At 51.1% G+C, this 26,513-nt stretch carries 24 protein-coding genes; 3 read left to right on the top strand and 21 right to left on the bottom strand.

Annotated elements, in window-relative coordinates:
* Positions 1-18: 18 nt before the first annotated feature.
* From KF749_02195 to KF749_02165, 7 genes are all read right to left on the bottom strand, one after another.
* A complete protein-coding gene (locus KF749_02195) occupies positions 19-2,454 on the bottom strand; it encodes a DNA internalization-related competence protein ComEC/Rec2 (GenBank protein MBX2989959.1) in 2,436 nt (811 codons plus the stop codon).
* Between the two features lie 44 nt (positions 2,455-2,498).
* A complete protein-coding gene (locus KF749_02190; GenBank protein ID MBX2989958.1) occupies positions 2,499-3,416 on the bottom strand; it encodes an alkaline phosphatase family protein in 918 nt (305 codons plus the stop codon).
* 3 nt (positions 3,417-3,419) lie between these two features.
* The gene (gene dtd / locus KF749_02185) at positions 3,420-3,866 is read right to left on the bottom strand and encodes a D-tyrosyl-tRNA(Tyr) deacylase (protein MBX2989957.1); all 447 of its coding nucleotides are present in this window, start codon (positions 3,864-3,866) and stop codon (positions 3,420-3,422) included.
* Positions 3,867-4,757: a peptide chain release factor N(5)-glutamine methyltransferase gene (gene prmC / locus KF749_02180; protein MBX2989956.1), complete on the bottom strand. Its 891-nt coding sequence runs from the start codon at positions 4,755-4,757 to the stop codon at positions 3,867-3,869.
* Between the two features lie 66 nt (positions 4,758-4,823).
* The gene (locus KF749_02175) at positions 4,824-5,288 is read right to left on the bottom strand and encodes a hypothetical protein (protein MBX2989955.1); all 465 of its coding nucleotides are present in this window, start codon (positions 5,286-5,288) and stop codon (positions 4,824-4,826) included.
* 44 nt (positions 5,289-5,332) lie between these two features.
* Entirely contained in the window at positions 5,333-6,604 is a 1,272-nt protein-coding gene (locus KF749_02170; GenBank protein MBX2989954.1) for an MFS transporter, read from the bottom strand.
* 14 nt (positions 6,605-6,618) lie between these two features.
* Complete coding sequence (locus KF749_02165) at positions 6,619-8,244, bottom strand: amidohydrolase (GenBank protein ID MBX2989953.1); 1,626 nt, start codon at positions 8,242-8,244, stop codon at positions 6,619-6,621.
* Positions 8,245-8,531: 287 nt separating this feature from the next.
* On the opposite strand from KF749_02165, the gene mazG reads away from it, so the two are divergent.
* Complete coding sequence (gene mazG / locus KF749_02160) at positions 8,532-9,320, top strand: nucleoside triphosphate pyrophosphohydrolase (GenBank protein MBX2989952.1); 789 nt, start codon at positions 8,532-8,534, stop codon at positions 9,318-9,320.
* 2 nt (positions 9,321-9,322) lie between these two features.
* Here the strand turns inward: mazG and KF749_02155 are convergent, their stop codons facing one another.
* The 12 genes from KF749_02155 to aroB all read right to left on the bottom strand — a co-directional run bounded on the left by KF749_02155 (position 9,323) and on the right by aroB (position 22,624).
* Positions 9,323-10,309, bottom strand: coding sequence for a PhoH family protein (locus tag KF749_02155; protein ID MBX2989951.1), 987 nt, complete (start codon positions 10,307-10,309; stop codon positions 9,323-9,325).
* Between the two features lie 112 nt (positions 10,310-10,421).
* Complete coding sequence (locus KF749_02150; protein ID MBX2989950.1) at positions 10,422-11,147, bottom strand: LysM peptidoglycan-binding domain-containing protein; 726 nt, start codon at positions 11,145-11,147, stop codon at positions 10,422-10,424.
* A gap of 12 nt (positions 11,148-11,159) precedes the next feature.
* Positions 11,160-11,435 (bottom strand): hypothetical protein, encoded by a 276-nt coding sequence (locus KF749_02145; GenBank protein MBX2989949.1) that lies wholly within the window; start codon positions 11,433-11,435, stop codon positions 11,160-11,162.
* A gap of 119 nt (positions 11,436-11,554) precedes the next feature.
* Positions 11,555-12,268: a DNA repair protein RadC gene (gene radC / locus KF749_02140; GenBank protein MBX2989948.1), complete on the bottom strand. Its 714-nt coding sequence runs from the start codon at positions 12,266-12,268 to the stop codon at positions 11,555-11,557.
* Positions 12,265-14,280 carry an ABC transporter substrate-binding protein gene (locus tag KF749_02135; protein MBX2989947.1) on the bottom strand — a complete coding sequence of 672 codons (2,016 nt, stop codon included), beginning with the start codon at positions 14,278-14,280 and terminating at the stop codon, positions 12,265-12,267. Before KF749_02135 ends, radC begins: the two co-directional genes overlap by 4 nt.
* A gap of 250 nt (positions 14,281-14,530) precedes the next feature.
* A complete protein-coding gene (locus KF749_02130) occupies positions 14,531-16,219 on the bottom strand; it encodes a hypothetical protein (protein MBX2989946.1) in 1,689 nt (562 codons plus the stop codon).
* A gap of 2 nt (positions 16,220-16,221) precedes the next feature.
* Positions 16,222-16,920 (bottom strand): ABC transporter ATP-binding protein, encoded by a 699-nt coding sequence (locus tag KF749_02125; protein ID MBX2989945.1) that lies wholly within the window; start codon positions 16,918-16,920, stop codon positions 16,222-16,224.
* Between the two features lie 211 nt (positions 16,921-17,131).
* On the bottom strand, positions 17,132-18,487 hold the full coding sequence (gene aroC / locus KF749_02120) for a chorismate synthase (GenBank protein ID MBX2989944.1): 1,356 nt from the start codon (positions 18,485-18,487) through the stop codon (positions 17,132-17,134).
* Between the two features lie 6 nt (positions 18,488-18,493).
* Positions 18,494-19,756: a 3-phosphoshikimate 1-carboxyvinyltransferase gene (gene aroA / locus KF749_02115; protein MBX2989943.1), complete on the bottom strand. Its 1,263-nt coding sequence runs from the start codon at positions 19,754-19,756 to the stop codon at positions 18,494-18,496.
* Positions 19,757-20,059 (bottom strand): Dabb family protein, encoded by a 303-nt coding sequence (locus KF749_02110; GenBank protein MBX2989942.1) that lies wholly within the window; start codon positions 20,057-20,059, stop codon positions 19,757-19,759.
* A gap of 10 nt (positions 20,060-20,069) precedes the next feature.
* Entirely contained in the window at positions 20,070-21,524 is a 1,455-nt protein-coding gene (gene aroE / locus KF749_02105) for a shikimate dehydrogenase (GenBank protein MBX2989941.1), read from the bottom strand.
* Complete coding sequence (gene aroB, locus KF749_02100) at positions 21,521-22,624, bottom strand: 3-dehydroquinate synthase (protein MBX2989940.1); 1,104 nt, start codon at positions 22,622-22,624, stop codon at positions 21,521-21,523. Before aroB ends, aroE begins: the two co-directional genes overlap by 4 nt.
* Before the next feature lie 112 nt (positions 22,625-22,736).
* Here aroB and ubiE point away from each other — a divergent pair, with 112 nt between their 5' ends.
* Both ubiE and KF749_02090 read left to right on the top strand, forming a co-directional pair.
* Positions 22,737-23,447, top strand: coding sequence for a bifunctional demethylmenaquinone methyltransferase/2-methoxy-6-polyprenyl-1,4-benzoquinol methylase UbiE (gene ubiE / locus KF749_02095; protein MBX2989939.1), 711 nt, complete (start codon positions 22,737-22,739; stop codon positions 23,445-23,447).
* 40 nt (positions 23,448-23,487) lie between these two features.
* Positions 23,488-24,324 (top strand): ABC transporter substrate-binding protein, encoded by an 837-nt coding sequence (locus tag KF749_02090; protein ID MBX2989938.1) that lies wholly within the window; start codon positions 23,488-23,490, stop codon positions 24,322-24,324.
* Positions 24,325-24,406: 82 nt separating this feature from the next.
* Here the strand turns inward: KF749_02090 and KF749_02085 are convergent, their stop codons facing one another.
* Positions 24,407-24,901, bottom strand: a complete 495-nt coding sequence (locus KF749_02085) for a ferritin (protein ID MBX2989937.1) — start codon at positions 24,899-24,901, stop codon at positions 24,407-24,409.
* A 64-nt stretch (positions 24,902-24,965) separates the two neighbouring features.
* Entirely contained in the window at positions 24,966-26,483 is a 1,518-nt protein-coding gene (locus KF749_02080) for a fumarate hydratase (GenBank protein ID MBX2989936.1), read from the bottom strand.
* Between the last annotated feature and the right edge of the window lie 30 nt (positions 26,484-26,513).

Raw genomic sequence — 26,513 nt, 5'->3', positions numbered from 1 at the left:
GCGTTATAGAAGCACGCGTCAACGCCAATCAACTCGATACAATTCCTTTCCGTTCGTTTCAAACAGAATTGCCCCTTCCTCGTCGGTGCGGAGTATTTCAACATTCATTGCTCGCAGACGCCCTACAACTTCTTCAGACGGATGATTGAACTTGTTGTTCACACCCGCAGAAATCACGGCAAACGCCGGTTTCACATAGTCGAGAAATTCCTGCGTGCTGCTGGTTTTGCTGCCATGATGCCCTGCTTTGAGAAGTGTGGATTGGAGGAACTCTCCATGAATGTCTGTCATTTCGAGTTCAGCGTCCATCTCCGCGTCGCCTGTGAACAAAAACGATATCTCACCAAAACACAACTTGAAAACAACCGATGTGTTATTGAGATTGGGATGACGGCGTGTCGTGTCGGTATCGATGAATGTTGTTGTCGGATACAGCAGGTACACCTTCGCCTCTCCGATGTGGATAGATGAATCGAGTGTCCTTGCTATGTTCACATTGCATCCCTCGTTTCTTACAGCTTCGGCATACTCAATGTAGATTGGATCCCGTGCAGGTTGGCCGCTTTCGATTACTTCCTTTACCTCGAACCGGTCGAAAATGTATTTGAATCCGCCAATATGATCGGCATGGGGATGCGAGGCAACAAGATAGTCAATCGAAGAAATGCCTCTCCGCCTAAGAAACGGCGCAACAACTCGCTCGCCCGCATCATACTCCTCACTTTTCGGGCCCGCATCAATCAACATCGTTTCGCCGCCCGGAAACTCGATCAGCGCGGCATCGCCTTGCCCGACATCGATAAAGCTCACGCGGAGATGCTCTTCGAGCGGCCTGTCGAATGTTGAGACGGGAACTATCAGAAGCAAGTTGAGGGATGCCACGAACCCAATCACGAATTTCTTCGCGTAGCCAATTGCGTGCAGATGGAAAAGAACGCCGAGCATCGCGTAAAAGGGGAGCGTGTGAATCGGCCTGAACTGCAGGGTATTGATGTATGCCCACGGCAAGCTGCCGGAAAATTCGGCCGTCCACAACACAAAGCGCAGAAGCAGTACATTCGGCTGGGCAAAAGTCTCTGCAACAAACGGACTGAGCCACCCGAAAAGTGCAGACAGAAATCCCAAAGTGATGCTTCCGGCTACTGCCGGTACAACAGCAATGTTCGTGAGAAGCCCGACGACCGACACCTTGCCAAAGTACACGGCCATCAAAGGGAATGTGCCGACTGTCGCAACAAATGTTACCATCGATAACTCGATTGAACGCGTAACAATCTTTCCGCACCACACTGACGGCTTGATTGTCGGAAGAATATCCTTGGCAATCGGAAAGAGATAGACCAGTGAAAACACCGCTGCGAAGGAAAGTTGAAATCCCACATCATAGATTTGGCGGGCATCATATCCGAGAATGAGCAAAGCAGCAAAGCCCAGCGAGTTGAGTCCGTCCGATTTCACTCCCAGCAGTCTCGCCCCCTGGAAGATCCCGCCCATAATCGTCGCCCGAACAATCGGCGGATTGCTGCCTGTCAGGAGCATATAGAACGCAACTGCGATAAGCGCTCCAACAATCACCATTTGCCTCGGAAGGCGAACCAGCGTCAACACCATCGTGACGACTCCCCACACAATAACTACGTGAGCCCCTGAAACGGCCAGAAGATGCGAAATGCCGGAGTTTGCAAACGCATTACGCGTTGAATAGGAAATTCCGCTTCGATCTCCAACAAAGATTCCTTTCAGCAACTCAGCCTCCTCACCTCCCACGATGTTGTCAAAGAGCAAGATCATGTAGTGGCGGACGGGAATGACCGCATGCTGCATCAACCACTCGAATACATTCCGTGTTGATGATGAGTCAAGAATCGCAACGTTTTCATATCCGCGAACTCTCATCACGAAGGCGATGCCCTGTGCGTCATAGTACTTTCGGGCATCAAATTCTCCGGGATTCCGTTGTGGTGAGGGGCGGGCGAGTTGCCCCTTCAACTCCATCGTGGCACCATACCGGAACGGAACATCAAGCGTATCCTTCTTGCGCCGCACAACGGTAACAAGAATCTGTGAATCCATAGCGCGGGTGACGGACGAATCCGCATACGATATTGCCTGGAAGGTGAATCGCGTTTTGTTGTCGAGTTGTGATGGCGGCTCAACAATTCTCCCGACAACTTCAACTACCCTGTTTGATTGTATCGGGGAGGGTGTGGATTGGAAATCGAGCTGTACTTTGGCAGCGCCCGAGCAAATAACAAGGAATCCAAGAGTGAACGAAAAGAGGGGGTGTCCGTCCCTCCCAATGAGAAACTGAAAGACCGCAGCGTTGAGGAAGAACAAAGAGAGTACAAAAAGAAACGCGAAGGGCAAGCCGCCGGCTTTGCCGAGGAGGATTCCGATTGCGAAGAGTAACGCAACGATGAGAGCAGGAGTTGTACGAATCGTCCGCTTCTTCATTTGGCCAAGAACAGGTGGAACTATTTACAAGATATCATTCCCCCTTAAGAAACAAGATGTTCCATAAGCGCCGGCGTGACGCCTGTAAGATCGGGTCTTTCCCGCAATGTTTGCGCTACCTCGTGCTGACGGAAGCCGAACAGTATTGCCGGGACAGGATTGCGCGTATGCACCTTCGTTGACATATCCTCGATATTGCCGTGGTCGCTTGTAATGAGCAGCAACGTTCTTGTTGCATCAATTGATTGAAGAATACCGCCTAACATTCCGTCGAAGACTTCAAGCGAGTCGACGGCCTCACTAATTTTTTCCGAATGTCCCGCCTTGTCGGTTCTCCAATACTCAAACAGCACGAAATCAAACTCGGCGGTAAGGCGCACAAGTCTCCGTCCGGCCTCGGCAGGTTCGATGGGTAGAATGTGAGAATACCCCATGCGCGGCCATCCGGCGTTCGTAATGTCGGCAGAAACGGCGACGCCCTTCTCGAGTTCCGTAACCTGATGAAGCGGCATGTCACAATAGTTGCACGAGAGGGTTGTGACGGTGAGACGTGTTTGCTTGTCCTTGAAGTAATCGAAGAAGCGTTGCGGATAGGCGTTGGCGAAATACCCCTTCTTACCGGCATTAATCAGTTGACGAAAGATGTTCCTCTCCCGCACAACCGGACGCAATGTTGAGTAGGGATACGGGCCAAAATGCTTCCCTATCAACTGCGGGGCGTTGACTCCCGTGAATAGAGCGGTTTGTCCCGTTCCGCTTTGTGGAAGCCCTTCAATTCCGAGGTTGGGATCAAGAGGGATGAGTGAGGCTGTGCCGTTTTGCAGAAACGGGCGATTCAAGCCGGGCAGTTCGCCGCCGAACAGCGAGCGAAGTGAAGGAAGCTCTGCTTGAAAGAAAGGATTAACCGACGCATCCGCTGTACCAATCCCCACCCCATCAAGAAAGAGCATGAGAACGCCCATGAACTACTTGCTTTCCATCAGAATCGTTACCGGACCATCATTCACAATCTTCACTTCCATCATTGCACGGAATATCCCCGTAGCAACACGATCGTTGCAGAGCAACGTCTTCATCCTCTCAACAAAACAATCATACAGCGGCTCCGCCTCTTCCGGACGGGCTGCTTCGATGAAGCTGGGGCGGTTCCCTTTTTGCACATTGCCGTACAGCGTGAATTGGGAAACCACGATGACGCTTCCGCCGACATCGTTCAGGTCGAGATTCATCTTTCCGTTTCCATCCTCGAACACACGAAGCGACGAACATCTATCAGCAAGAAAAACAGCGGCGTCTCTTGTGTCGCCTGTCCGAATTCCAAGCAGTATCACGAAGCCCTTTTTGATGCTTGCGTGAACTGTTCCATCAATAGTCACGCTGGCTTCGCTTACCCGCTGAATGACAGCTCTCATCTATTTCTCGACAACAATAATCCGCGAATGTCCTGAATAGTCGGCAAGAACGCGAGCATTTGCAAACCCCGCCATTTCTGCAATCGTTATCGCCTGCCCAGACTGATTATGGGCAATCTCCATGAGCAATGAGCCTCCCTCATGCAGCTTGCGAAACGCAACATCGCAGATTCGACGGATGAAACGATAGCCGTCGGCGCCGTCGGTTGTCGCAAGACGCGGCTCGAAATCCCGGACTTCGGGATCAAGCGTACCGTGTTCCGTCACAGATATATAAGGAGGATTCGAAACCATTACATCGAATATTCGATCGGGCAGAAATTCCGCGAAGACATCTCCGAGCAGAAGCGAGACATTCTTGACCGCATTGCGTTCGATATTTTGTTGCGCCAGGCTCAATGCTGCAGCGCTTACCTCAAGGGAGGTAACCCGGGCTTTGGAAGTGAGCTTTGCAAGAGCGATGGCAATATTACCTGAACCGGTTCCGATGTCCAAGACATCAACACTCTCCTTTTCCATCACATTAACAATGCTGATGGCGTGTTCAACGAGTTGCTCTGTTTCAGGACGAGGGATGAGCACATTGGAATTGACGGAGATCGGCAGGCCCATGAACTCCGTTTCACCGGTAATGTACTGCAACGGTTCGTGCGTGAGGCGGCGTTTGAACAGCGATCGGTACATGCAAAGTTCGTCCGCCGTGAGCGGGCGATCGAAATTCATGTACAACTGAAGGCGGGTACATTCAAGCACATGAGCAAGAAGCAATTCAGCATGCAATCGTGCTTCGTCGAATCCGTGCTCGATAAGATGGTTCGTAGACCATTCAACCAGAGAAAGAACAGTCCAACGCTGATTAGTTGGCGAAGATGTGGCAGCAGTATGGTGCATATCGTGGACTCAATATAAATCCGTGAGCCTTGAGATGCAACGACCACTTGGAGTCTTACGACCGAATCAGGATTCGTGAACTCCTATGCCGAATCTCTTTGCCAGGCTGGCCAGATTCTCCAACTCCACCCGGGCATTACATACTCCTTTCGGAATGGATTCGAGAGTGGATTTCTTTGCGACGAGAATGGAGAAATACTCGTCCCGATATTGCTTACAGAAGGTCGTGAAGGTTCTTAATCCACCCCGCTTCGGTGAAAAGCTGTGGAGCGTTTCGATGATAATCGTCTTTCCATCACGACTCTTCGTTTTCGTCAACACAATATCCGGTACAAACAACGAAGGCGATCCGTTTGATGTGGATTTGATGATGAAGACGTCGCTTGCATGTTTGTGCGCTACCCCCCTTTCCGTCAGCCATTCGCAGATCTCCCGTTCGGTCAGTGTGCGTATTCTGTGTCCTGATCCTGTTTCAAGGCTGCCGCGGTTCGGCACGAAACGAACGTGAACAACCTTTTCATGTTCCTGCATACATACCCCCCTATGTGTGCGTGATGACTTATTGAAATGAAATCTTATATACTTGCGGCTGTGTGCGACTCAGAAAACATTTTCCTTGGATCCTGCACACGAAACATCGTCATAGCCACTCCTGCAATCGAAGCAATAATCCCTACGGCAAACAATGCAGAGTACCCGAACACTTCACTTATCGTTCCTCCCAGCAACCCGACAATGTAGAATGGAGCCAGGATGGTGTTCATCAACCCGACATATCGTGAACGCTGGTGCAAGGGACTGTATTCCACCGCTATGTTGTATCGGGCAAGTAACTCGGTTCCGAGATTGATACCGAGAAACAAGAACACGAGGAAAAACCAGTCCGCTGACGGAGCGAACAGAGCCATGACATTTGCGCACAACAACGCGACAGCGGCTAGTACCAATGTAAGTTTGTTTCCCCGCTTGTCGGATAGATACCCTATAAGAAGGGAAGTCGCCACCTGAACACCAACGATTGCCAGGGTGAACGTGCCGACAACTTCCTTGTTCAGGTCGAACCTGGACATTGCATACACGGCATAAAAGCCGACCGGCATCGACGCAACAATCTGAAACATGGATGCAACAAGAAAGTGCTTGAATGCCGCGTTCTCGCGAAGCACACGCGGAAGATCCCGCAAATATACCGCAAGCGGTTGGCGCTCAGAAGTCGGGCTCGGCTCGGTTTCGACCAACGCCATCTGAACAAGTATAGATGCCGACTGCAATCCGAACGCAAGAAAGAACGCAAAGGCAAATCCCAGGGGGAATGGAAAACGGGCGAGAAGCCAGGTCAAAATGAGGCCGCAACAGAAGGCCCCGATTCCCCCCAATGAACTTCGGATCCCGACAAGGCGGCCGCGTTTGCGCGTCGGAACCATCTTCGCAAACATGTCAAACCAGCCGGGCGTCGTTACCCCCAGCAGAATCTGACACAGTGAGTAGAACACAAAAAACACCACCAACGCGAGTGCCGGCTGGTCGGCGCCGAAGAGCAGCAATCCCACCCCGATGCAGAGCACCGTCACGCGTTGGGCAATACCGAATTTGATCGCCCACGGCTTTTTCCAAGGGAGAGTTTCAACATAGCGCGCAGCGAAAATCTGCGGAAGAAACAATCCCACCCAAACAATCACACTCAATGCGCCGATTGTGATGTTGCTTCCACCGAGCATCGCCACAATCACCGGCAACACAGTCTGCGGCGACATCAACGAGCCGGAAGCTGCGAATAATGCTCCCTCAGAAAAATTGAGAACGAAATTCTTGCGGTCTACCTTCTGCCGGTCAACACTCTCTTCCAACGATGGCTCAAGCGTTAGGGCGTTGAAACAGACGAATACACTATGTCTCCCCCGACTATCGTGAAGAGCACGCGAGTGTTGAGAATATCACGAGGCTCACACTTCATGATGTCCTTTGAAAGCACGACAATATCCGCCAGTTTCCCGTTTTCAATCGATCCGCGTTTCGACTCCTCGAATGCAGCGTATGCGGCCCAGATAGTAAAGGCCTTGAGCGCCTCACCCCTTGTCAATCGTTGTTCGGGAAGCCAGCCGCCCGTCGGCCAGCCATTATGATCCTCACGTGAAATTGCAGCAAAAAATCCATGCAACGGGTTCGGGCTTTCGACCGGAAAATCCGAGCCGCCGGGAATAATTGAGCCCGACTCGATGAACGAACGCCATGCGTAAGCGCCTTTCAATCTGCGCGAACCTACTCTGTCTTCAGCCCAATACATATCTGATGTACAGTGAGTTGGCTGCATAGAGGGCAACACGCCTAACGCGTGAAATCGCGGAATATCGTTCGGCTCCACAATCTGGGCATGTTCAACCCTGAAACGGGCATTACCGGCACGTCTCGTGTCGCTTGCCAGTACTTCTTCATACATATTCAGCACAATGTGGTTAGCGCGGTCGCCGATAGCATGAGTACAAACCTGAAAACCTTTACGCAATGCATCAAGCGAAGCGTTCTTCAAAGCCTCTGCCGGAGTCAAGGTTAATCCACGGTTTGTCGGGTCGTCGGAGTATGGTTCGATAAGGGCCGCGCCGCGTGAGCCTAGGGCTCCATCGGCATACAATTTCAAGGCACGGACAGTGAGCCGGCTGTCATATCCGTCGGTTTCGGGGCCGGCCTTCAGATAGTGTTCCCACGTTTTTCCGATACCGTCAATGGCAGCGTAGACGCGAAAAGGGAACTTTTTCTGTTCAATCAATTTCTTGTAGATGCCGATGAGCTGAAGATCGGTTCCCATGTCGTGCATGGCGGTCAAACCGACTCCGAGACACGCTTCAACGGCAAGACCAATTGCTTCAGTTCGTTCCTCTTCCGTTGGCTCGGGCATAACAGAATCGAGAAGCGCTATGGCATTGTCAATCAACACTCCGGTCGGATGCCCTTCCCCGTCGCGGAGAATCTTGCCCCCTTCCGGATCGGGTGTTGATTTTGAGATTCCCGCCAGATCGAGGGCTATCTTATTCACCCACACGGCGTGTCCGTCAACCCGCGTGAGATAGACGGGGTTCTCTTTCGCAACCTGATCAAGCAACTGATGTGTAGGAAATGACTTGCCTGCCCATTTATTCTGATCCCACGAACGTCCCCGTATCCATCCTCCGGGCGGAACAGTTGTCACGCGTTCCGCGACAAGCGTCTGAATCTCCTCCACCGATTTCGTGCCGCTGAGATTGATATTCAGCAACAGAGCGCCCAACCCCTCAAGGTGTGCATGTGCATCGGTGAAACCGGGGTACACGGCACTCCCCTGAAGATCAACAGTCTTCAATGCCGTGTATCGTGACGTAATCTCCTCATCCGATCCGACTGCAAGAATTCTGTCGCCGCCTATTGCAATCGCCTGTGCAACCGGTTGATTTTCATTCACAGTATAGACGACACCGTTTACGAGAATGAGTGTCGCTGATGATGATACGCTCATGTAGTAGGCAATGCATACAAGGACGAACAGGAGGATGCCGAGTGAAACAATGATTCGAGCTTTCATGAGAACGACTTGATTGTACTTATGGTCAACACGCCGCAAACCGGATCGATATGAACGAGTGTTGCGGGGAAACGCATGATCGTTGAAGCGAAGGAAATATAGAGAATGGGTTTCTGCATTGCAACTCAGACATGAAATCTCTAAGTTGAATTCCAACATTCGCAAAATCCCAACGAAGGAGTTCCCGTCGCTTGAAGAAAACCACATATCCGCCTGTCCCTGTGCGTGAAATCGCACAGTTCATCGCTATTGTGCGGCGACTGCGTGATGAATGTCCCTGGGACAGGCAACAGACCCACCAATCAATCCGGCACAGTTTGATTGAAGAGACTTATGAAGTGATTGAAGCACTTGACGAGAACAATCTCGACGAGTTGAAGATCGAATTAGGTGATTTGTTGCTGCACATTGTTATGCATGCAACCATTGCCGAGCAGGGGAAGGAATTCTCCCTGAAAGACGTGCTTGAGAAGATCAGCGACAAACTCGTTCGCCGACATCCCCACGTTTTTGGAACAAGACAGGCCCTCGACGCCCGTGAAGTTAAGCGAAACTGGGAGCGGCTGAAAATGGCCGAAGGAAGATCATCATTGCTTGATGGCGTCCCGAAAAGTCTCCCCGCACTGCAACGGGCACTTCGCGTGCAAGAACGGGCTGCAAAAGTAGGATTTGATTGGAAGAATGAACACGACGTATGGGCAAAGGTTCGGGAAGAGGGAGAAGAATTGCAGGAAGCGCTTAAGAGGAGAAAACGTAAGAAGCAGGAAGAAGAGTTTGGGGACTATCTCTTCGCTCTCGTCAACTATGCCCGCTTTGTCGGCATTGAGCCGGAGACTGCGTTGCGTCTCACGGTTGAGAAGTTTACAAAACGCTTTCAGTATATCGAGCGCGAGTTGAAACGTATGAAAAAGGACATCCATGACTCGACTCTTGAGGAGATGGATGGCCTTTGGAATGAAGCCAAAAGAAAAAAACTCAGCAGCCGAACCTCGTCTCGAAAAACCCGCTAACGTTACACCCGCTTCTCTCCATTCTGATATTTATCGTAGGCATCGATAATATCCTTGACGAGACGATGGCGGACGACATCATTTCTATCGAAGTACACGAACCCGATGCCCCCTACCCCTCGCAGAACCTCCTGAATCTGTACGAGCCCGGAGGCGGATTTTGCCGGAAGGTCAATCTGGGTCACGTCGCCGGTAATAATGGCGCGTGAATTCGGCCCGAGGCGCGTCAGGAACATTTTCATTTGCATCGCCGAGGCGTTTTGTGCTTCGTCGAGAATAACAAACGCATTGTTAAGTGTCCGGCCCCGCATGTACGCAAGCGGCGCAATTTCAATGACTCGCTTCTCAAGATAGGTCCTCAGCTTCTCGCCGGGGATCATGTCGTCAAGAGCATCGTACAACGGGCGGAGATACGGATCAATTTTCTCCTTAAGATCGCCGGGGAGAAAGCCAAGACTTTCACCCGCTTCAACCGCCGGTCTCGTCAAAACAATCTTGGTAATCTCATTATTCTTGAGGCTCGCCACGGCAAGCGCCACTCCGAGATAGGTCTTTCCTGTACCGGCCGGCCCTACCGCGAAGACAATATCGTTCTTTCTCATGGATTTGAGATAGTCGCGCTGGCCCGGTGTTTTTGCGCGGATGATCTGATTGTTTGTGTAGAGAACAACGGAATCAAGCTCTTCCCGACTGAAGGTCGACACAATATTCTTGGGCAGGGCGGGCTCTCCGTTCGCTGTAACAAGATCCACAACTGTTTCAACATCGCTTGTCGAAAGAGTGCTGTTTCGGTTCAGCAAGAAGATCAATTCCTTGAGCACTTTCTCGACTTGCTCGACTTCTTCCTGGCTTCCCCGGACAGTCACCGATTCACCTCGAATGTGAATCGCGGCATCGAACCGGTTTTCCAGAATTCGAAGATTTGCATCATGAAGGCCAAGCAGGCCCAGAGTATCAACGCCTTCAAGACGTATTTTCTTTTCTACCAAACTAATACCTCGGCAGTGTTCAACATCATGGCACTCTCATCAAATACAAAACCCCCTTCCCCGCTTGACGAGGGAAAGAGGGCTGAGTGTACATCCTTATGCAGGAATGTTCTTAAGCTCCCTCTTGCCGTTTCTTTGCATAGTACCGGTTTGCCGCTGCTTTCTCGTTTGCATCGAGGGCGCTGCCGCCAGGAACCGAGAATCTCTGGTTCGGATAAATCAGGTCGGGATTCTTGATTTTGTCGGTGTTTGCCTGCCAGATTTTCGGCCACAACCATGCATTGTTATAGATATCGCGCTTCTTCGCGATGTTCCACAGATTATCATTCCTGACAACTGTGTACTCACCGCGGCCATAGCCCGCAATCGTGCGTTGCAGACTTGCAATTGACTGATCCAGTGCATCAAGCCTATCGGAAAACTCGGGGATCAGCGAGAGCTTATTGGTGCGGAATTGTTTCGCCTGCGCGGCAAGGGCATCTACTTCGCTTTTTCGGGCAAAGAGATCCGCATCCGAGAGGCGCATCAATTCGGCAGCTTTTTGCTCCGCCGCTTCAATCTCTGCTCGATAGGCGGCAGCCTGCGTCGCGTTCGAGCCGACAAGTGCATACAATTCGTCCATACACTTGTTAATATCACCTGTCAATTTTGTTGATTGACTCTGCAAATCACCCACTTCATTTGTCAACTGTTGAAGTTTGGTCTGCAACTCATTGCGCAATTGCGTATACCTGTTGACTTCCTGTTCCCATTCGCTCTTGGAAAGTTCCTGTGCAAATGAAGCGCCTGCGAAGACGACAACGAGAACAAGGATTGCATACATTCTAATTGTTTTCATGGTCAGTTCTCCTTATTTCCAGTTCGCGAGACGTTGCTTGACGATCTCCTGATCGTCGTTGCATTTCTTCAGTTTTGCATTGGCATCGGCAATCTCCCGCTGGAGATTGGATTTCGTCTGTTCCTTGGATGCCACTTCCCGTTGCAGCGCAGCATACTCTTCTTTCAGACTATTCAGTTGCCTCATCTGTTCGGCATCGGCTTTCCCTGAGCAGCCGGCGACAAACAATGAGGAGGCAAAAAGGAAAGCAACCAACAGAGCAGAAAGACCGACTCTCTTTTCCTTCATGATATACCTCCAGTGTATTATTTAGGGATAAGGTGCAGCAGTTAAACTCTCGAACCAAAAATAACTAAATTGGCCAATGATGTCAACAGTATTCGGGAAGCGTAAGCCCTGTTTTTTCATCACAAAAGGCCGCGTTCTGCAAAGCTTGTGTACGCGATACCCGCAACAATAACGTGATCGTGAAGAGGAATGCCAACAATTTTGCCCGCCTCGGCCAACTGCCGGGTAATGCTCAAATCCTCCGGGCTTGGTTCACTGTTTCCGCTCGGATGATTGTGCACCACGATGACCGCCGCTGCCCGCCAATCAATCGCCAGCTTGAACACTTCACGCGGATGAACAAGGCTTGCGTTGAGCGTTCCAACTGTCAGTTCCTTATCATGCATCAATCCATTTTTTGAATCCAGAAGCAACACCCAGAATGATTCGTTCTTCCTGTCCCTGAGCCGGGGAATCATAAATCTGGCAACATCTTCGGGTGAATGAACAACAAGGCGTTCCGCTCCGTTCATGCCCTGCACTCTTCTTCCAATCTCAAACGCGGCAACCAATTCCACTGCCTTCGCTTCGCCGATTCCCTTCAATCGCATCAGTTCTTGCGGTGTTTTTCCTGCAATATTTTGCAGATTCTTCTCCTGAACGAGCATGGAACGGGCAAGATCGACTGCTGTAGCTTTCCCTGAGCCGACACGAATCAGAATGGCAAGCAGTTCTGCATCACTTAGCGCATGCGCTCCGCGCTGCAGGAGTTTCTCACGCGGCCTCTCGGCTTCAGGCCAGTCCTTGATTTTTGTGTGGTGAGGAGATGGTTCGTGGCCCATAAGTGCAGTCACTCGACTTCCAGTTCGGCAACCCGCTGGATTGTTTCATTTGTATACTGCAAGATATGCAGACAGGAATTCACGCGCCGAGGCGCGAGAGATATCTTCGCATGAAGAGCAGGATATGATCTGACCTGAGCAAGGGCATCGCGCAACTGCTCCCGCGTTGACGAACCCTCGTCCAGCGCCGAGAGCACGAGACGTGTCACATCATACCCGTAGAAGTCATTCCGGCCCGGCATTCTGCCAAACATGTTTGAGAATCTGTACGTGAAGTCCCGAACACGCATATCCCTTGTATCGGTATATGAATCGGACTCGAACAGGACACTTCTCACATACCGCTTGTTTGCATTGAGTTCGGCAATACTGTTCCACTCGCCCGAACCCAACAACGTTGTCTCAATACCGAAATACGCAAGCTGCGAGGAAATCACGCCGATTTCCACCGGTGAACCAATCGGACAGTACAGGCCCTCAATCGTCGTGACAATCCGTTGCAAGCTGTCGATTCTCGGATCGCTCACAACAAAATGGATCTCATTCTCAGCCAAGATCGAACGGGCTTCGGGCCCGAGCAGTGAAACGGCATTGGTGACGCTGCGTCGTACTATCAGGCTATCCAGTATTTTTGCAGATACGCCGAGTTTGCTCAACTTGCCAACATCCTTTTGTGTGAGCTTCTCAAAATTCAGATACGGCTCCTGGGCAAACGTGTTCGCTTTCCTTCGAACACCGAGTAGTTGCTGCGTCAGGTCGGCAGCGCCTCTGTCATACCATTCCGTGGTGATGATCGTGGCACCCAACTGTTCCGCTTCGCGGGCAAACGCTTCCGCCAGACTCTTGCTTGGCTGCTCTCTCGACGCCAATACTGCAAGTCGTTTGAACTGTAGCGTTTTCACTGCATACCGGGCCATTGCTTTGGCTCGAGTATCAAAATCGGGGTTCGCTTGAAAAACAAAGAAACCGGATTCGGCAATGCCATTAGCGTTTGCTGTTGGAGTGATGGTGGGAATCCGGAATTCGTTGGCCAATCTTCTCACCGCAATGGCTTCCGAGGAGAATGCCGGACCGATTACGCCAAGTAGAGAGCCGTCGGTGACCAGTTCTTTGAACAGCGCTGCCGCTGTTGCGGGGTCACTTTCGGTGTCGCGAACATCAAGCGTCACCTTCCGTGCATGATGTCCCCGTGCGTATTCCTGCATTGCAAAAGAAATGCCATCCAGCAATCCTGTTCCCACTTCCTTTTCCCGGGTTGACTGGGTACTTCTTTTCATGAGCGGGAGAAGAACTCCAATCCGGATTTCTCTCGGAGCTTCAAGCAATTGTCGAAGTTCGTTGAGGCGCGCCGGGAACACAGGAGGTTGGCCGGATTTTTCTATCTGAATCAGTGTAGCGGTTGCTTCCGCGTATCTGCGTTCATGAAGCTGTTTTTTCGCCAATCCCAGCAACAGAAACTCTCGCTCGCTGCCGCCGGGCGTTGCAGCGAGAACTTGCTGCAATTCTTGCAGGGAAATATATTCATCAATTGTTGAGTCAATCGTGGCCATCAACAATCTGTACAACTGAAGCTGACTCGGGCGAGTAGCAATTGTTCGCCAACACGCAACGAACTCCCTCAGCGCATTGGTGTACGATTGCTTTTTCAGTTGCACAAGTCCCATGGTGTATTCAGCGTCACCCTTATAGGAACTCGATGGAAATTGTGTGAGGAGTTTCTGCAGCGTTGCTTCCGCGTCATTGTATTGCCCGCCATACAGGTCAGCTTTTGCTTTCATTACAATGGCTGCGGTGGTACGATGATGAACAGGTGAACGGTCGGCAAGGCGCTCGAACGCGGCTGATGCTTGAACATATTCTCCGGTCGTAAAAAGGGCAAGCGCAGCCCTGAACTGTTGCTCCGCCTCCTGCGAACGCTCAATTGCTGGCTGACTTTCCGCGGAGGCACACAGCACAATGATCAGAATGAATATGTCCGGAATTCTGCGACGAAAGATGTTCAATCGGTATAAAACAGAAATCATGTGATTGATGTGTTTCAGATGACCCGGTGTGATTCTCGCGATTGTGACGGGATGTTTGCCTCAAGCGCTCGAGGGCCGGGCAAAGCAGCCTTGCCAATTAGTCGGGTTGGCCTGGATGGATCGGCGCATGAACCGCTTCATTGACTCGTCGCCGACCGATGATGCAAGATGCAATGATGACGCTTGCACACATGAAGTAACACAAAAAAGGATTCGGATTCAAACGGAAGCAGACACAAGGGCCAATGATCTATCCCCCGCGTTGCATTGCCTTCACCCCGATGAACGATGAAAGAAAGAAGATCGCCAGTGAAACAAGCCCGATCAGGATGAACGACCAGTGCATCCAATGTGGAGTGAGGATGCCGGCGAACTCCGGCCGATGAAAATACCTGTTGAAGGGAACTACGAGTAATGTCGACACGAATGTAAGATACACCATACTGCCGAGGAACGTAAGCGATGCACCCTGTGATGACGCAATGCGCATCGGATTCTTCTCCTTGAACACCGCGAAGTACCCCCCTGCGGCGACGTTGATGCCGACAAGTGTCAAGACCACGAAGAAGATCATGATTGCAGCAACAGTGGTAAGGTAGATGCTTTGCGAAAAAAGGAAAACCGAGCTGATCGTCAGCGTTTCCGCGAGCAACACTACAACGCCCATCGACCCCAGAACTTTGTACCAATAGAGTCTGTTCATAACAATCGGGGCCGATCTGACAACCCAGAAAGCATCGCCCTCCAAACTCACTAAGGGAAAAATGAACCTGAGACAAATCGAAGCCACCAGAAATCCATTAAACAGGAAGACAATAAGAAATGCGTTCGTCTCCATTCCGGGGCTGTCAAACCGGATGTTCATCGTTGCAACAGACACGACAAACATCAGCAGCAGAACGAACATCAGCACGAGATGCAGCCATTGACTTGGCTCCCGGAAGAACAGCCAGAAGTCCCTCCGCATCAAGGCGTCGAGCTTTGGAGAAAACAGGTTTTTGCTGTCAAGTTTGGACAGACCCGACGACCTTGTCGCGGAACTGTATTTTACCGCCTGCAAATTCGAAACTGCAAGCCAGCTTTCGTAGTAGAATTTTCTCGCCATTAATCCGGCAATAGCAATCAAACCCAGCATCGTCAGCACAAGGAGGGCGAGGTACGGCAAGGCCCGTGCCGGATCGCCGTTGATTGACCAATACAGAAACTCTGCAACCCAATGATTCGGCATGAACTTTACAAACGGCGGATCGAGATAGCCGAGATAGTCGTTTACATTCGGCCACAGCTTCATCACATCTTCAACCAACGCCATCGGGTTGGTGACACGAAAGTACGCGTACACGGAAGTCGCATATGCGCCAACAAGCAGCATGAGCAGCAGTCGAAACCCGATGCGCGCCCCGATTCGTATCAAAAGCATCAATGCGGTGACAGCGAGTATTCCCGATATCAACATGAACGGGAGCATGACAAGGAAGATCACAACAAAATAGAAATACCACGGCATGTCGAAATACGAGCCGTAGCCTAACAGAACGGCGAGCCCTATCAGCGTCAGTGTGCTTGAGCTGTAGAAGAAATTATCAACGAACTTGATAAGAAAGATTTTTGCATGAGAGATTGGCAAGGACATCAGAAATCCGACTTCTTGCGAGCGGTACAAGGTGCCGAACGAGACTATCATGTTTCCGACATTTACGGTCACGAAGAAGACATACAGCAGCATCGAAAGAAACCTGTGGAACAGAAACAGCCCGATATGTGCCTGCGACATCGCGTAGTCTGTTACACTCCGGGATATGAAAAAGACGGCAAGGGTGAAGCCGCCAAAGACGAGAAGGGATGCAAGGTTCTGAGCGAGACTTTGCCAACGGAACTCAAAGGCATGTTTCAGGAGGCTCTGCGCCCGTGTGTTCAAAACAACCAGAAGTTCCCGCATAACTACTTCGTCAACTCAAGAAACATTTCTTCGAGATCGCCGTTCCGTTGAGCCTGTGTTTCTTCATAAATGATCTTGCCGTTCTTTATGATGGCGATCTTGTCGCACAATTCCTCGACGACTTCAAGCAGATGAGTGGACATGAATACTGTCAGGCCTTCTTGCGTTTTCTGTTTCAAGACATCTTTTACCAATCGGGCGCTGCGCGGATCCAACCCGACAATCGGTTCGTCGATAATCAGGACAGGCGGATTGTGAATCAGTGCTGCCGAAAGCACAATACGTTGCTTCATTCCCTGCGAGTATTCTTCAGCCCGCTTGTCCATAAACGAGCCGATCTCGAAGTAGTCTTTCACCTCGTCAACTTTCGCCTTCACCGATTCGTGCGGCATCCCGAACAGCCCCCCGACAAAATGCAGGAACTCCCTTCCCGAAAGCTTGTCATACAGAAACGGCTGATCCGGTACGTACCCGAAACTTCGCTTCGCCTCGAGCGGAGTCCAGTGAACATCATGGCCATTGATAAAACAATGACCCGACGTCGGCTCATACAAACCTGTGAGCATCTTGATGGTAGTGGTTTTCCCAGCTCCGTTTGGACCGAGAAATCCGAACAGTTGTCCGGACTCAATGCTCAAGCTCAGATTATCGACCGCCGTGAAAGGCCCGAACTTTTTCGTGATGTGCTGAATCTCTATCATCGCCATAGATACTCGCGCCGACTCGCCGTTAGGAAATTTGTAGAAATTACATCAGGCTGCGGATGGACGTTCGACACTTTCTCCCGGCCATTACCCGTTGTAACAAGCACATTCGCGTATTCGGGCGAGATTCTGTAGCGAACTCGTTAAACATCAAACGCCGCCGACTTACAGGAGGCGAATAGTGTGCCGTAATACCTCTTCCTCATCCCTACTTCAACAAGCCGGCGTTGAGTTTTTTCTGTGTCGATTTTGCAAGATTGAAGATAGCCGAACAAATCTCACTCACGAATTTGGGGTCAAGCCCAAGTTCCGCCCCGGCAGCAAGCTGTTTGGCAAGAATCTCCTTTTCACGCGCAGCATCGTGAATGTGCCGCCCTCTCTTTTTTTTGAGAATTCCCACCTGTTCTACGAATCTCTGCCGCTCGGCAATCAACAGCAGGATGTTATGATCAAGCAGGTCGATGTCATCCCTTAATGCCTGCAGAGTGGTTTTGCTTCTCAAGATCTGTTGGCGGGTAAGATGGTCAAGCAACGTAAGGGCTACCATGGATTCGGCAACCGGTACTACGCGGGGACAGATGCACGGATCGTGGCGGCCTTCAACTGATATCGTTGCCGGTCTTCCCTTTAGCGTGACTGTTCGCTGTTTCTTGAGGATGGATGATGGAGGTTTGACGGCGATTCGCAGGATAATGTCTTCGCCGTTGGAGATGCCGCCGGAGATGCCGCCTGCGTTGTTTGTTCTCGTGCGTACACGACGCAGCTTCTTGTCGAAAAACATCGGGTCGTTGTTTTGACTTCCCTTCAATCGGGCCGCGGCAAAACCGTTTCCTACTTCGACGCCCTTGATCGCGCCAATGGACATAAGCGCTTTTGCGAGATCTGCTTCGAGCTTATCGAACACCGGCTCGCCAAGCCCGACGGGAACATTCTTCACAATAACTTCAACAACCCCGCCAACCGAGTCGCCTTCTTTTTTTGCCTGCAAGATTGTGCTCTCCATTTTTCTTGCGGCTTCAGGATCAGCGGCACGAAGCGGATTCCTCTCGATGAAATTGGGATTGACCTTTCGGCCGCTTATGCCCGCAACTTCCTTCGTGTATGCAAGAATGTGTATGCCGCGTTTCGCAAGCAGAGATTTGGCGACAGCTCCCGCAGCGACACGCGATGCTGTTTCTCTTCCTGATGAACGCCCGCCACCGCGATAGTCGCTGATTCCGTATTTGGCGAGATACGTGTATCCTGCGTGACCGGGACGAAACAACTCCTTGATCTTTTCATACGGCTTTGACTGCTGGTCTCTGTTCCAGATGATCATGCAGATCGGCATGCCGGTGGTTTTCCCCTCGAACACGCCGCTGAGAATCTCTACTGCATCAGGTTCATTACGCGCAGTTGTGACCTTGCTTTGTCCGGGACGGCGGCGGTCGAGTTCCTGCTGAATGAAATCCGTATCAATCGGTAACCCAGGCCGGACGCCATCCATAACAACCCCGATGGCACGGCCGTGACTTTCGCCGAAGGTTGTGATTCTGAACTGTAAGCCGAATGTATTTCCTGCCATGTTCTTCTATGCGTATAGCTTGTCGAATTCTGTCCAGAATTGCGGGAAGGATTTCTTCACGCAAGCCGGATTTTCTATTTTTACTCCATCTATTTTCAATCCGATAAGGGCAAATGCCATCACCAAACGATGGTCATCATATGTATCGAGCAAAGCACCGGACAATGTCGTCGGATTGATTTCCATCCAATCGTCATGCACAGCAATATCAGCACCGAGCTTTTTCAGTTCAGTCTCCATCGCCTGAAGCCTGTCGGATTCTTTGTGACGAAGATGGGAGATGTTTCTGATGCGCGTCGCCCCTTTGGCAAACAACGCCGTCACAACAACCGTGGGGACAGCATCGGGCATCGTATTCATACTAACATCAACACCCTGAAGCCGGCCGTTGCTTTTGAGTCGGATACCCCTTGCCTCGTGTTCGATTGTACACCCCATCTGCTGCAATATATCAGCAAATGTCGCATCCGCCTGCAATGAATCACGTCCAACGCCGTCTACGAATATTTCTCCCCCACACAGTGCGCCTGCCGCCAGGAAGTACGTTGCGCTCGAGGCATCCGCTTCGACTGTAAATGACGTCGGGAGATATCGCTGTCTTGCCCGGATTCGAAAAACCTTGCCAACGAGTTCCTCGACGTCGAGTCCGAACTCGCGCATAACCTGCATCGTGAGTTGGACATACGAAACAGAAGAAATCTCCCCCGCCACTTCGATTTCGACGTCGCGGGTAGCGTACGGCGCCACCATCAGCAGCGACGACAGAAACTGCGAACTTTTTGATGCGTCCAGCTTTGTTCTACCACCGACGAACGAGCCGCCACGCACTACGTAGCGTGCCTGATGGGCGGAGAACTCGACAACCGCGCCCAGTGTCGCAAGCGATTTTCTCAAATCATCTATCGGCCGTTCAGCCATCCGATCATTTGCTTGAAGAACTGTTTCCCCTTGTGCAAGGGCTGCCAACGAGAGCAGAAACCGGAGCGTCGTTCCCGCATTGCCGACAGGAATCGGGAATTTTGGAGAATACACCTTCCCCCCGGTACCTTCGACAATGAGTGCATCACTGTTCTTCCGAACAAGAACGCCAAGTTGATTCAGCCCGTTTTGCATCAGCGCTGTATCGTCGCTGTCCGATGCGTTGATGATTGCAGATTCGCCTTTCGCCAACGCAGCACAGATGAGCGCCCTGTTGGTCAGGCTTTTCGAGCCGGGCACGAGAATACTGGCATTCACCGGCTTGTTCAACGGATGGATTTCTCGAATCATCTACACAACGTAATCGACTACGGTTTTTCCAATCTGCACTTTGCGAAGAAACTCAACCACTTTGACATGCGACGGATGTGTTTGATATGCAACGAGCTCGTCCCTGTTTTGGAAAGACGAATTCAGCACCAAATCGTATGACGAGTCGGATTGCAGTATATCAATCCCGACTTCAAAATTTTCGATAGCAGGTATCTGTGCCGGCAGCGAGTCAAGAAGTTCCTTTGCCTTACGGAGATTCTCTTCTTTGCTCGCCCCTTCAGCAGTTTCCTTGAACTTCCACATGACAATATGTTTCAGCATTCTCTCTGCCTCATTCAAGAATTTGCCTCATGGTTGAGATCCCGGGCTTCACGCCCGCGTACAACTTAAACTGCAACGCCGCCTGGTTGAAGTACATCTCTGTCCCCTGAATAATCTTCGCGCCTGCACTTTTTGCATCCCGCAACAATTTCGTCATTGGAGGATTGTATACTGCATCGAACACAATTGTTTTCCTCAGAATGGTTTTCGGAAGAGGCGACACATTCACATACGGCGTCATACCCACCGGTGTGGCGTTGACAATGATGTCGTATTCCAGACCTTTTCGGCCAGCGCGAAGAAGTTCAGTTTTCGAAATGAAGTTGACGTTGAATTCTGAAGCAAGCCTCCGTCCTGTTGTTTCAGTTCTGTTGGTGAAGAACACTGTCGCACCGCGCTGTTTCGCTTCAAACGCAATCGCGCGAGCGGCTCCGCCGGCACCGGCAATCAGCATTGCCTTTCCTTTAACCTTCACGACTTTTTCTATGGCGTCAAGCGCACCCGGAGCGTCTGTGTTTGTTCCATACAACTTGCCTGATGTCCGAATAACGGTGTTCACGGCGCCGATGGCTGTCGCCGTCGGATCGGTTCGATCAAGGTACTTCATGATTGCTTGCTTGTGGGGAATCGTGACACTGAACCCGTTCAACTTCGGGGCTATGTGATTTATGAACGATTTCAGATTCTTCACCGGAAATCTGCAATACACCGCATCCTTCTTTTCAGCTTGAAATAGAGGATTGTGCAGGTAAACACCTTTGCTTTGCTTCAGCGGATTGCCGACTACACCGAAGACTTTTGTCTTGCCGGAAATACGCTCAGATCGATACAGGTTTTTCAACTCGGCAGCGGGAATTTGTCCGGAAGCAGCTTTCAGACCAACGCCGGCCGATGCGTACGTCGCCCACGCTCCGAATTTTTTGTAGAGAATTCTCGTTGGCTCGCCGAATTCTCCCATCGCAATTGCAACAGCTTTCTGTCTGTCTCGTTCAGCAAGTTGAAGAAATTCAATGGCATATCGCATATCAGCGGAATCTTCTGCTGTGTAGGCGAACTTCAACACCTGCGCGCGTGCCGACCTCATCCGTTTGTATAAACTTGCAATATCGAACTTGAATTTGCCGCTGGAATGATTGGATAGAATGAGACGGCGTCCGTCGCCGAGGAGCTTGCGAATAGCTGCCGCGCCTGCATGCAACTCAATATCAACATACGCCGCTCCAAGTTCGGCCGCCGCGTCAAGAAGTTCCATGCGTTCTGATTCCGTTCCGCGAAACTTGCCTCCCTCCCATTCAGGCCGGCACGCGATAATGACAGGCTTGTCGGTCGCTCCCATCAGCATTCCGAGAGGCGGCTCTTGGATCATATCCAGACGCAATTCAAACATGTCTGCATACGGAGACGAAGCGGCAATTTGAGCAAGTGCATCCTTCATACCGGGTCCGGTGATCGAAACGATAATCATGATCGAACCCGCGTGTGTTCCTTCAACAAGCTCCGAACAAGCGAAATCGGCACATCTACACCAATCGCACAGCGTCCGATTCGGGAGAGAAGCACGTACTTTGCACTATTGCCAACGGATTTCTTATCTGCGGACAATGCGGAGAAAAACTTCGGTGTGTTGCAAAGTGGCGGCATTCGTGTCGGCAAGCCAAGAGTTTTCAAAAGCGAGATGAGTCTGTCGAGTTCACGTGAGCGCAGTAATCCCACCCGGTGGGCGACAGTCGATTCGGCGACAAGGCCGAGAGCAACTGCTTCTCCATGATTGATGGAATAGCTTGTCGAAGATTCGATCGCGTGGCCAATTGTGTGGCCGAGATTGAGCGCCTTTCTCAATCCGGATTCGAACTCATCCGCCTCGACGACTGCTGCTTTCAGCGCAACACATCGCGAGATGATTGTTGTCAGAAGTTTGGGGTTTGATTTCGCCATGCGGGCGGCATTTCGTTCAAGAAACTCAAACAATCGTCTGTCAAGAGCCGCGGCTATCTTTACCACTTCCGCAAGTCCGCTGCGGAACTCGCGTTGCGGCAGCGTTTTCAACACATCGGGGTCAATGAAAACCGCCAACGGCTGATGAAATGCCCCGATCAGGTTCTTTCCGCGAGGATGATTAATGCCGACCTTCCCGCCCACGCTGCTGTCGACTTGTGCGAGCAGCGTCGTCGGTACGTGAATGTATGCCACACCTCTCAGCACGGTTGCCGCAACATAGCCCGCGACATCTCCAACCACGCCTCCGCCAAGTGCAACGACGAGGCTGTCCCGGCGAATATCAGCGGCAAGCAGTTGTGTGTGCAGAGCATGGACGGTACGCAGATGTTTTGACTTCTCCCCTGCAGGAAAACTCAGCAGCAGCGTCTCAAGCCCCGCCTCATATGACTTTCTCTGAATCGTTCTTCCCCATAACTTCTCAACATGGGAGTCAGTTATGAGAAAGACTTTCGACTCAGGACGTAGACGCAGAATGAACGCGGCGAGGCTCTCAAGCGCCCCGGGCTGCACTTCGATCCCGTACGAACGGTCGATGACAGGTGGGAGATGTACTTTCACAACCGGCATGATAACACTCTGATGAACTATTTGATAATATATCCAACGGGAAGGAGAATAGAAAACTCCGGCAAGTATGTTTGAACGAACCTGAAACTTCCTTATCTTTTGTCATTCAACAATCTGGAATTTCCCCTCATTGGAAAAACAGTACGTCCGTTCTCTTTTCGATTCTATTGCCTATCGCTACGATCTTCTCAACCACCTGTTAAGCGGCGGCATTGATTTTTATTGGCGGCGCAGAGCGGTAGAGTATCTCGCGGACATTCGGCCTAAAAGAATTCTCGACGTTGCCACGGGAACGGCCGATTTCGCCATTGCTGCGCTTCGACTGGAACCACGGGAAGTGATCGGTGTTGATATTGCTGAAGAGATGCTGAAGATCGGAAGGGCGAAGCTGCAGAAGCGAAAACTTGATTCGACGATCATGCTGCAAGCCGGCGAAGCGGAGAATCTTCAGTTTGAGACCAGTTCGTTTGATGCAGCCATTGTTGCATTCGGTGCACGCAACTTCGAACATCTTGAACAAGGCCTGGCAGAGATGAACCGCATCCTTAGGCCCGGAGGGAAGATCGTTGTGCTGGAGTTTTCACGACCGGGAATGTTTCCGTTCAAGCAACTCTATTTTTTCTATTTCAAGTCAGTTCTTCCGCTTGTTGGCAAGTTTGTATCCCGGCATCGAGACGCATACACCTATCTCCCCGACTCGGTGATGAAGTTCCCCGAAGGGGATGACTTTCTCAACATATTGAGGAATGTAGGATTTGCAGATCTGAAGGAGGAGAGACTGACATTCGGTATTGTGACGATTTATTGCGGTATGAAGAAATAGATCTATGAATTGAATAATATTTCAATCAACAACGTGACTTATGGCGGATAGAGTAATCAAAGTCGGACACAGTCCCGACCCCGACGATGCCTTCATGTTTTACGGACTTGCCAGCGGTAAAGTCAAACTTGACGGCATCGTCATCGAACATCTCCTCGAAGATATCCAATCGTTGAACGAACGGGCAATGAAAGCAGAGCTTGAAGTTACCGCGATCTCGGCTCATGCATTTCCTTACGTTGCCGACAAATACTGGATCATGAAAACCGGCGCCAGCATGGGCGAAGGATACGGCCCGGTGATCATCTCCCGTAAATACAAGTCCCTGCATGACTTAAAAGGGAAGACAGTCGGCACGCCCGGCCCGCTCACAACGGCCACGCTGTTGTTCAAAACATTCACGGAAGGAATCAACAATCTTGATATGCCGTTCGACAAGATCATGGAAGAAGTCGATAGCGGCAATGTTGACGCCGGCCTGCTCATTCACGAGGGGCAGATTACATACCAGTCGTTGGGCTACAACAAGGTTCTCGACTTTGGAGAGTTTTGGGAGAAAGAAACCAACGGACTTCCACTTCCCCTCGGACTTGATGTCGTGCGGAAGGATTTGGGTGAAGCGATGGCAAGGAAACTCTCTGAGGGATTGAAGGCCAGCATTGCGTACGGCTACAATCATCAGAACGAATCAATTCCCTACGCCATGCAATGGGGACGCGGGATTGACTACGCACTCGGGGAGAAGTTTGTGAAGATGTATGTGAGCGACGTGACGATTGATATGGGCGAGAAGGGGAAGCAAGCCCTTGAGTTGTTGTTCAAAAAGGGATTTGAGAGGGGTTTGATTCCGGATATGCCGGAGGTTGTGCTGTATTAGGGTTTCAACAACTCCCGCAGAAAAAAAATGATAGAGACATTCAATTGAACATCTCTACCGTTTTCATCAGGGTACGAACCCGTTACGCGGCCCCGCGGACGCCCATCTGTCGATCCATCATCAAAAGCATTGCTTTGTTGTCTCCGATCATCTTCAGCTGCTCGACAATCATCGATGCCGTTTGTTCTTCTTCCACCTGTTCCGTGATGAACCATTGCAGCTCGATCTGGCTGGCATAGTCGTTCTCCTTCAAAGCCGCCTCGTAGAGCTTGTGAATCAGTCCGGTAACCTTCTGTTCATGCTCGTAAACAACATCAAACACTTCGACAATATTCTTGAACATCGCTTTCGGTTCTGCAATTGCTTGCAGCGTTGCATTACTTCCGCGATGATGCACGTAGTCGAACAGCTTCATCCCGTGCCCCAGTTCCTCCTGCGCTTGGGCGCGAAGCCATTTGCCGAAGCCCGGAAAGTTCGACGCATTACAGTACGAGGACATTGATAGGTACAGGTATGCCGCCTCAAGTTCATTCTTGATCTGGGTATCGAACGCGTTGAGGATTGTCTTGCTGAGCATGATGCTTCTCCTGGGTTGATTGATGATATGAGTTGTCAATGAACTGAGTTTCTGTAACCGGCCTTTACACTTCCGCGAACTTCTTCAACTCTTCGGCTGATGCTTTTTCCACATCGGCATGCAGGCTGTTGCCGTGAGCGTCCATCGTAACGATCGCCGGAAAATCCTTCACAGTAATGTGCCACATCGCCTCGGGCACGCCGAATTCCTCAAGGAAGTCGACGCCCCGGACTTCGGTGATGCATTTCGTATAGAATTGCGCCGCCCCGCCGATGGCATTCAGATACACGGCGCCGAACTCCTTCATAGCCGCAAGCGTCTTCGCCCCCATTCCTCCCTTGCCGATCACAGCACGTATTCCGAATTTCTTTATGATATTGCCTTGATATGGCTCTTCGCGAATGCTTGTTGTAGGCCCGGCAGCTCCCATCACCCATTTGCCGTTTTCTTTCAGAGCCACAGGTCCGCAATGGTACAGCGCGGCTCCGTCAAGTTCTACCGGCGAGTCATGCGTCATCAAGTGATGATGAATCATGTCGCGGCCCATATGCATCTCGCCGTTCAGCAGCACAACATCACCGACCTTGAGCGAGCGTACTTGCGCTTCGGAGAGGGGGGTTGTCAGTGATACCTCACGCCCTGTGATAGGCAATCCCTCATGCTTGGCCATTTTGACGGAAGGTGTTTCGTCTTTGTACAGCCATCGCTTGATGGCGCCCGTGCTTCCGTCAAGCACAACACCGAGCCTGCGGAACGCCCAGCAATCGTACGCCACGCTGACGAAAAAGCTGGCCGGAAGCCTGTTGTATGCGCCTATCTTGCAGCCAATCAGCGTCGCTTGTCCGCCGAAACCCATCGTCCCGATGCCCAGTTTGTTGGCGTCTTCAAGGATTCTGGCCTCAAGCTTCGCCAAGTCAGGATTCGAATTCACATCATCCAGCGAACGGAAGAGTTGCTTCTTCGCCAGCGCATAGCCCGATGTTCTATCGCCTCCGATACCAACACCGATTGCGCCAACACTGCAACCCTGTCCTTGTGCCTGAAAGACTGCGTGCATAATGGCTTTGCGCACTCCTTCGAGACTCCGGTCTGCACGACCGAGATTCGGCAATTCTGCCGGGAGCGAATACTGGATATTCTTGTTCTCGCATCCGCCGCCTTTCAGCAGAAGACGAACATCGACTTCATCTCTCTCCCACTGCTCGAAGTGAACGACGGGCGTACCTTCACCGAGGTTGTTGCCGCTGTTTTTTCCAGTCAGCGAATTCACGGAATTGGGGCGGAGCTTGCCGTTCTTCGTTGCGTCGGCAATTGCTTCCAAAATCTTCCGCTTCATGGTAATCTGATTTGCGTCGACCGGGCAATGAATCTCAAATGTCAACATGCCCGTATCCTGGCAAATAGGGGCAACGTCTGAGCACGCCATATCAACGTTGATGGCAATAGTCTGCAACGCAAGACCAGATTGCGAGTCAGGTTTCTCGGTTTCCATCGTGCGCGCCAGCGCCCTACGGACATCCGGCGGCAGGTTGGTGGATGTCTCAATAATTAGTTTATAGATGCTATCCTTAAAGTGTTCCATAATTCACCTTGTCTGTCTTATTCGATTGAA

The sequence above is a fragment of the Bacteroidota bacterium genome, assembly GCA_019637975.1.
GTDB lineage: Bacteria > Bacteroidota > Ignavibacteria > UBA10030 > UBA6906 > CAADGV01.
This window is presented reverse-complemented; position numbering and strand designations above follow the sequence as displayed.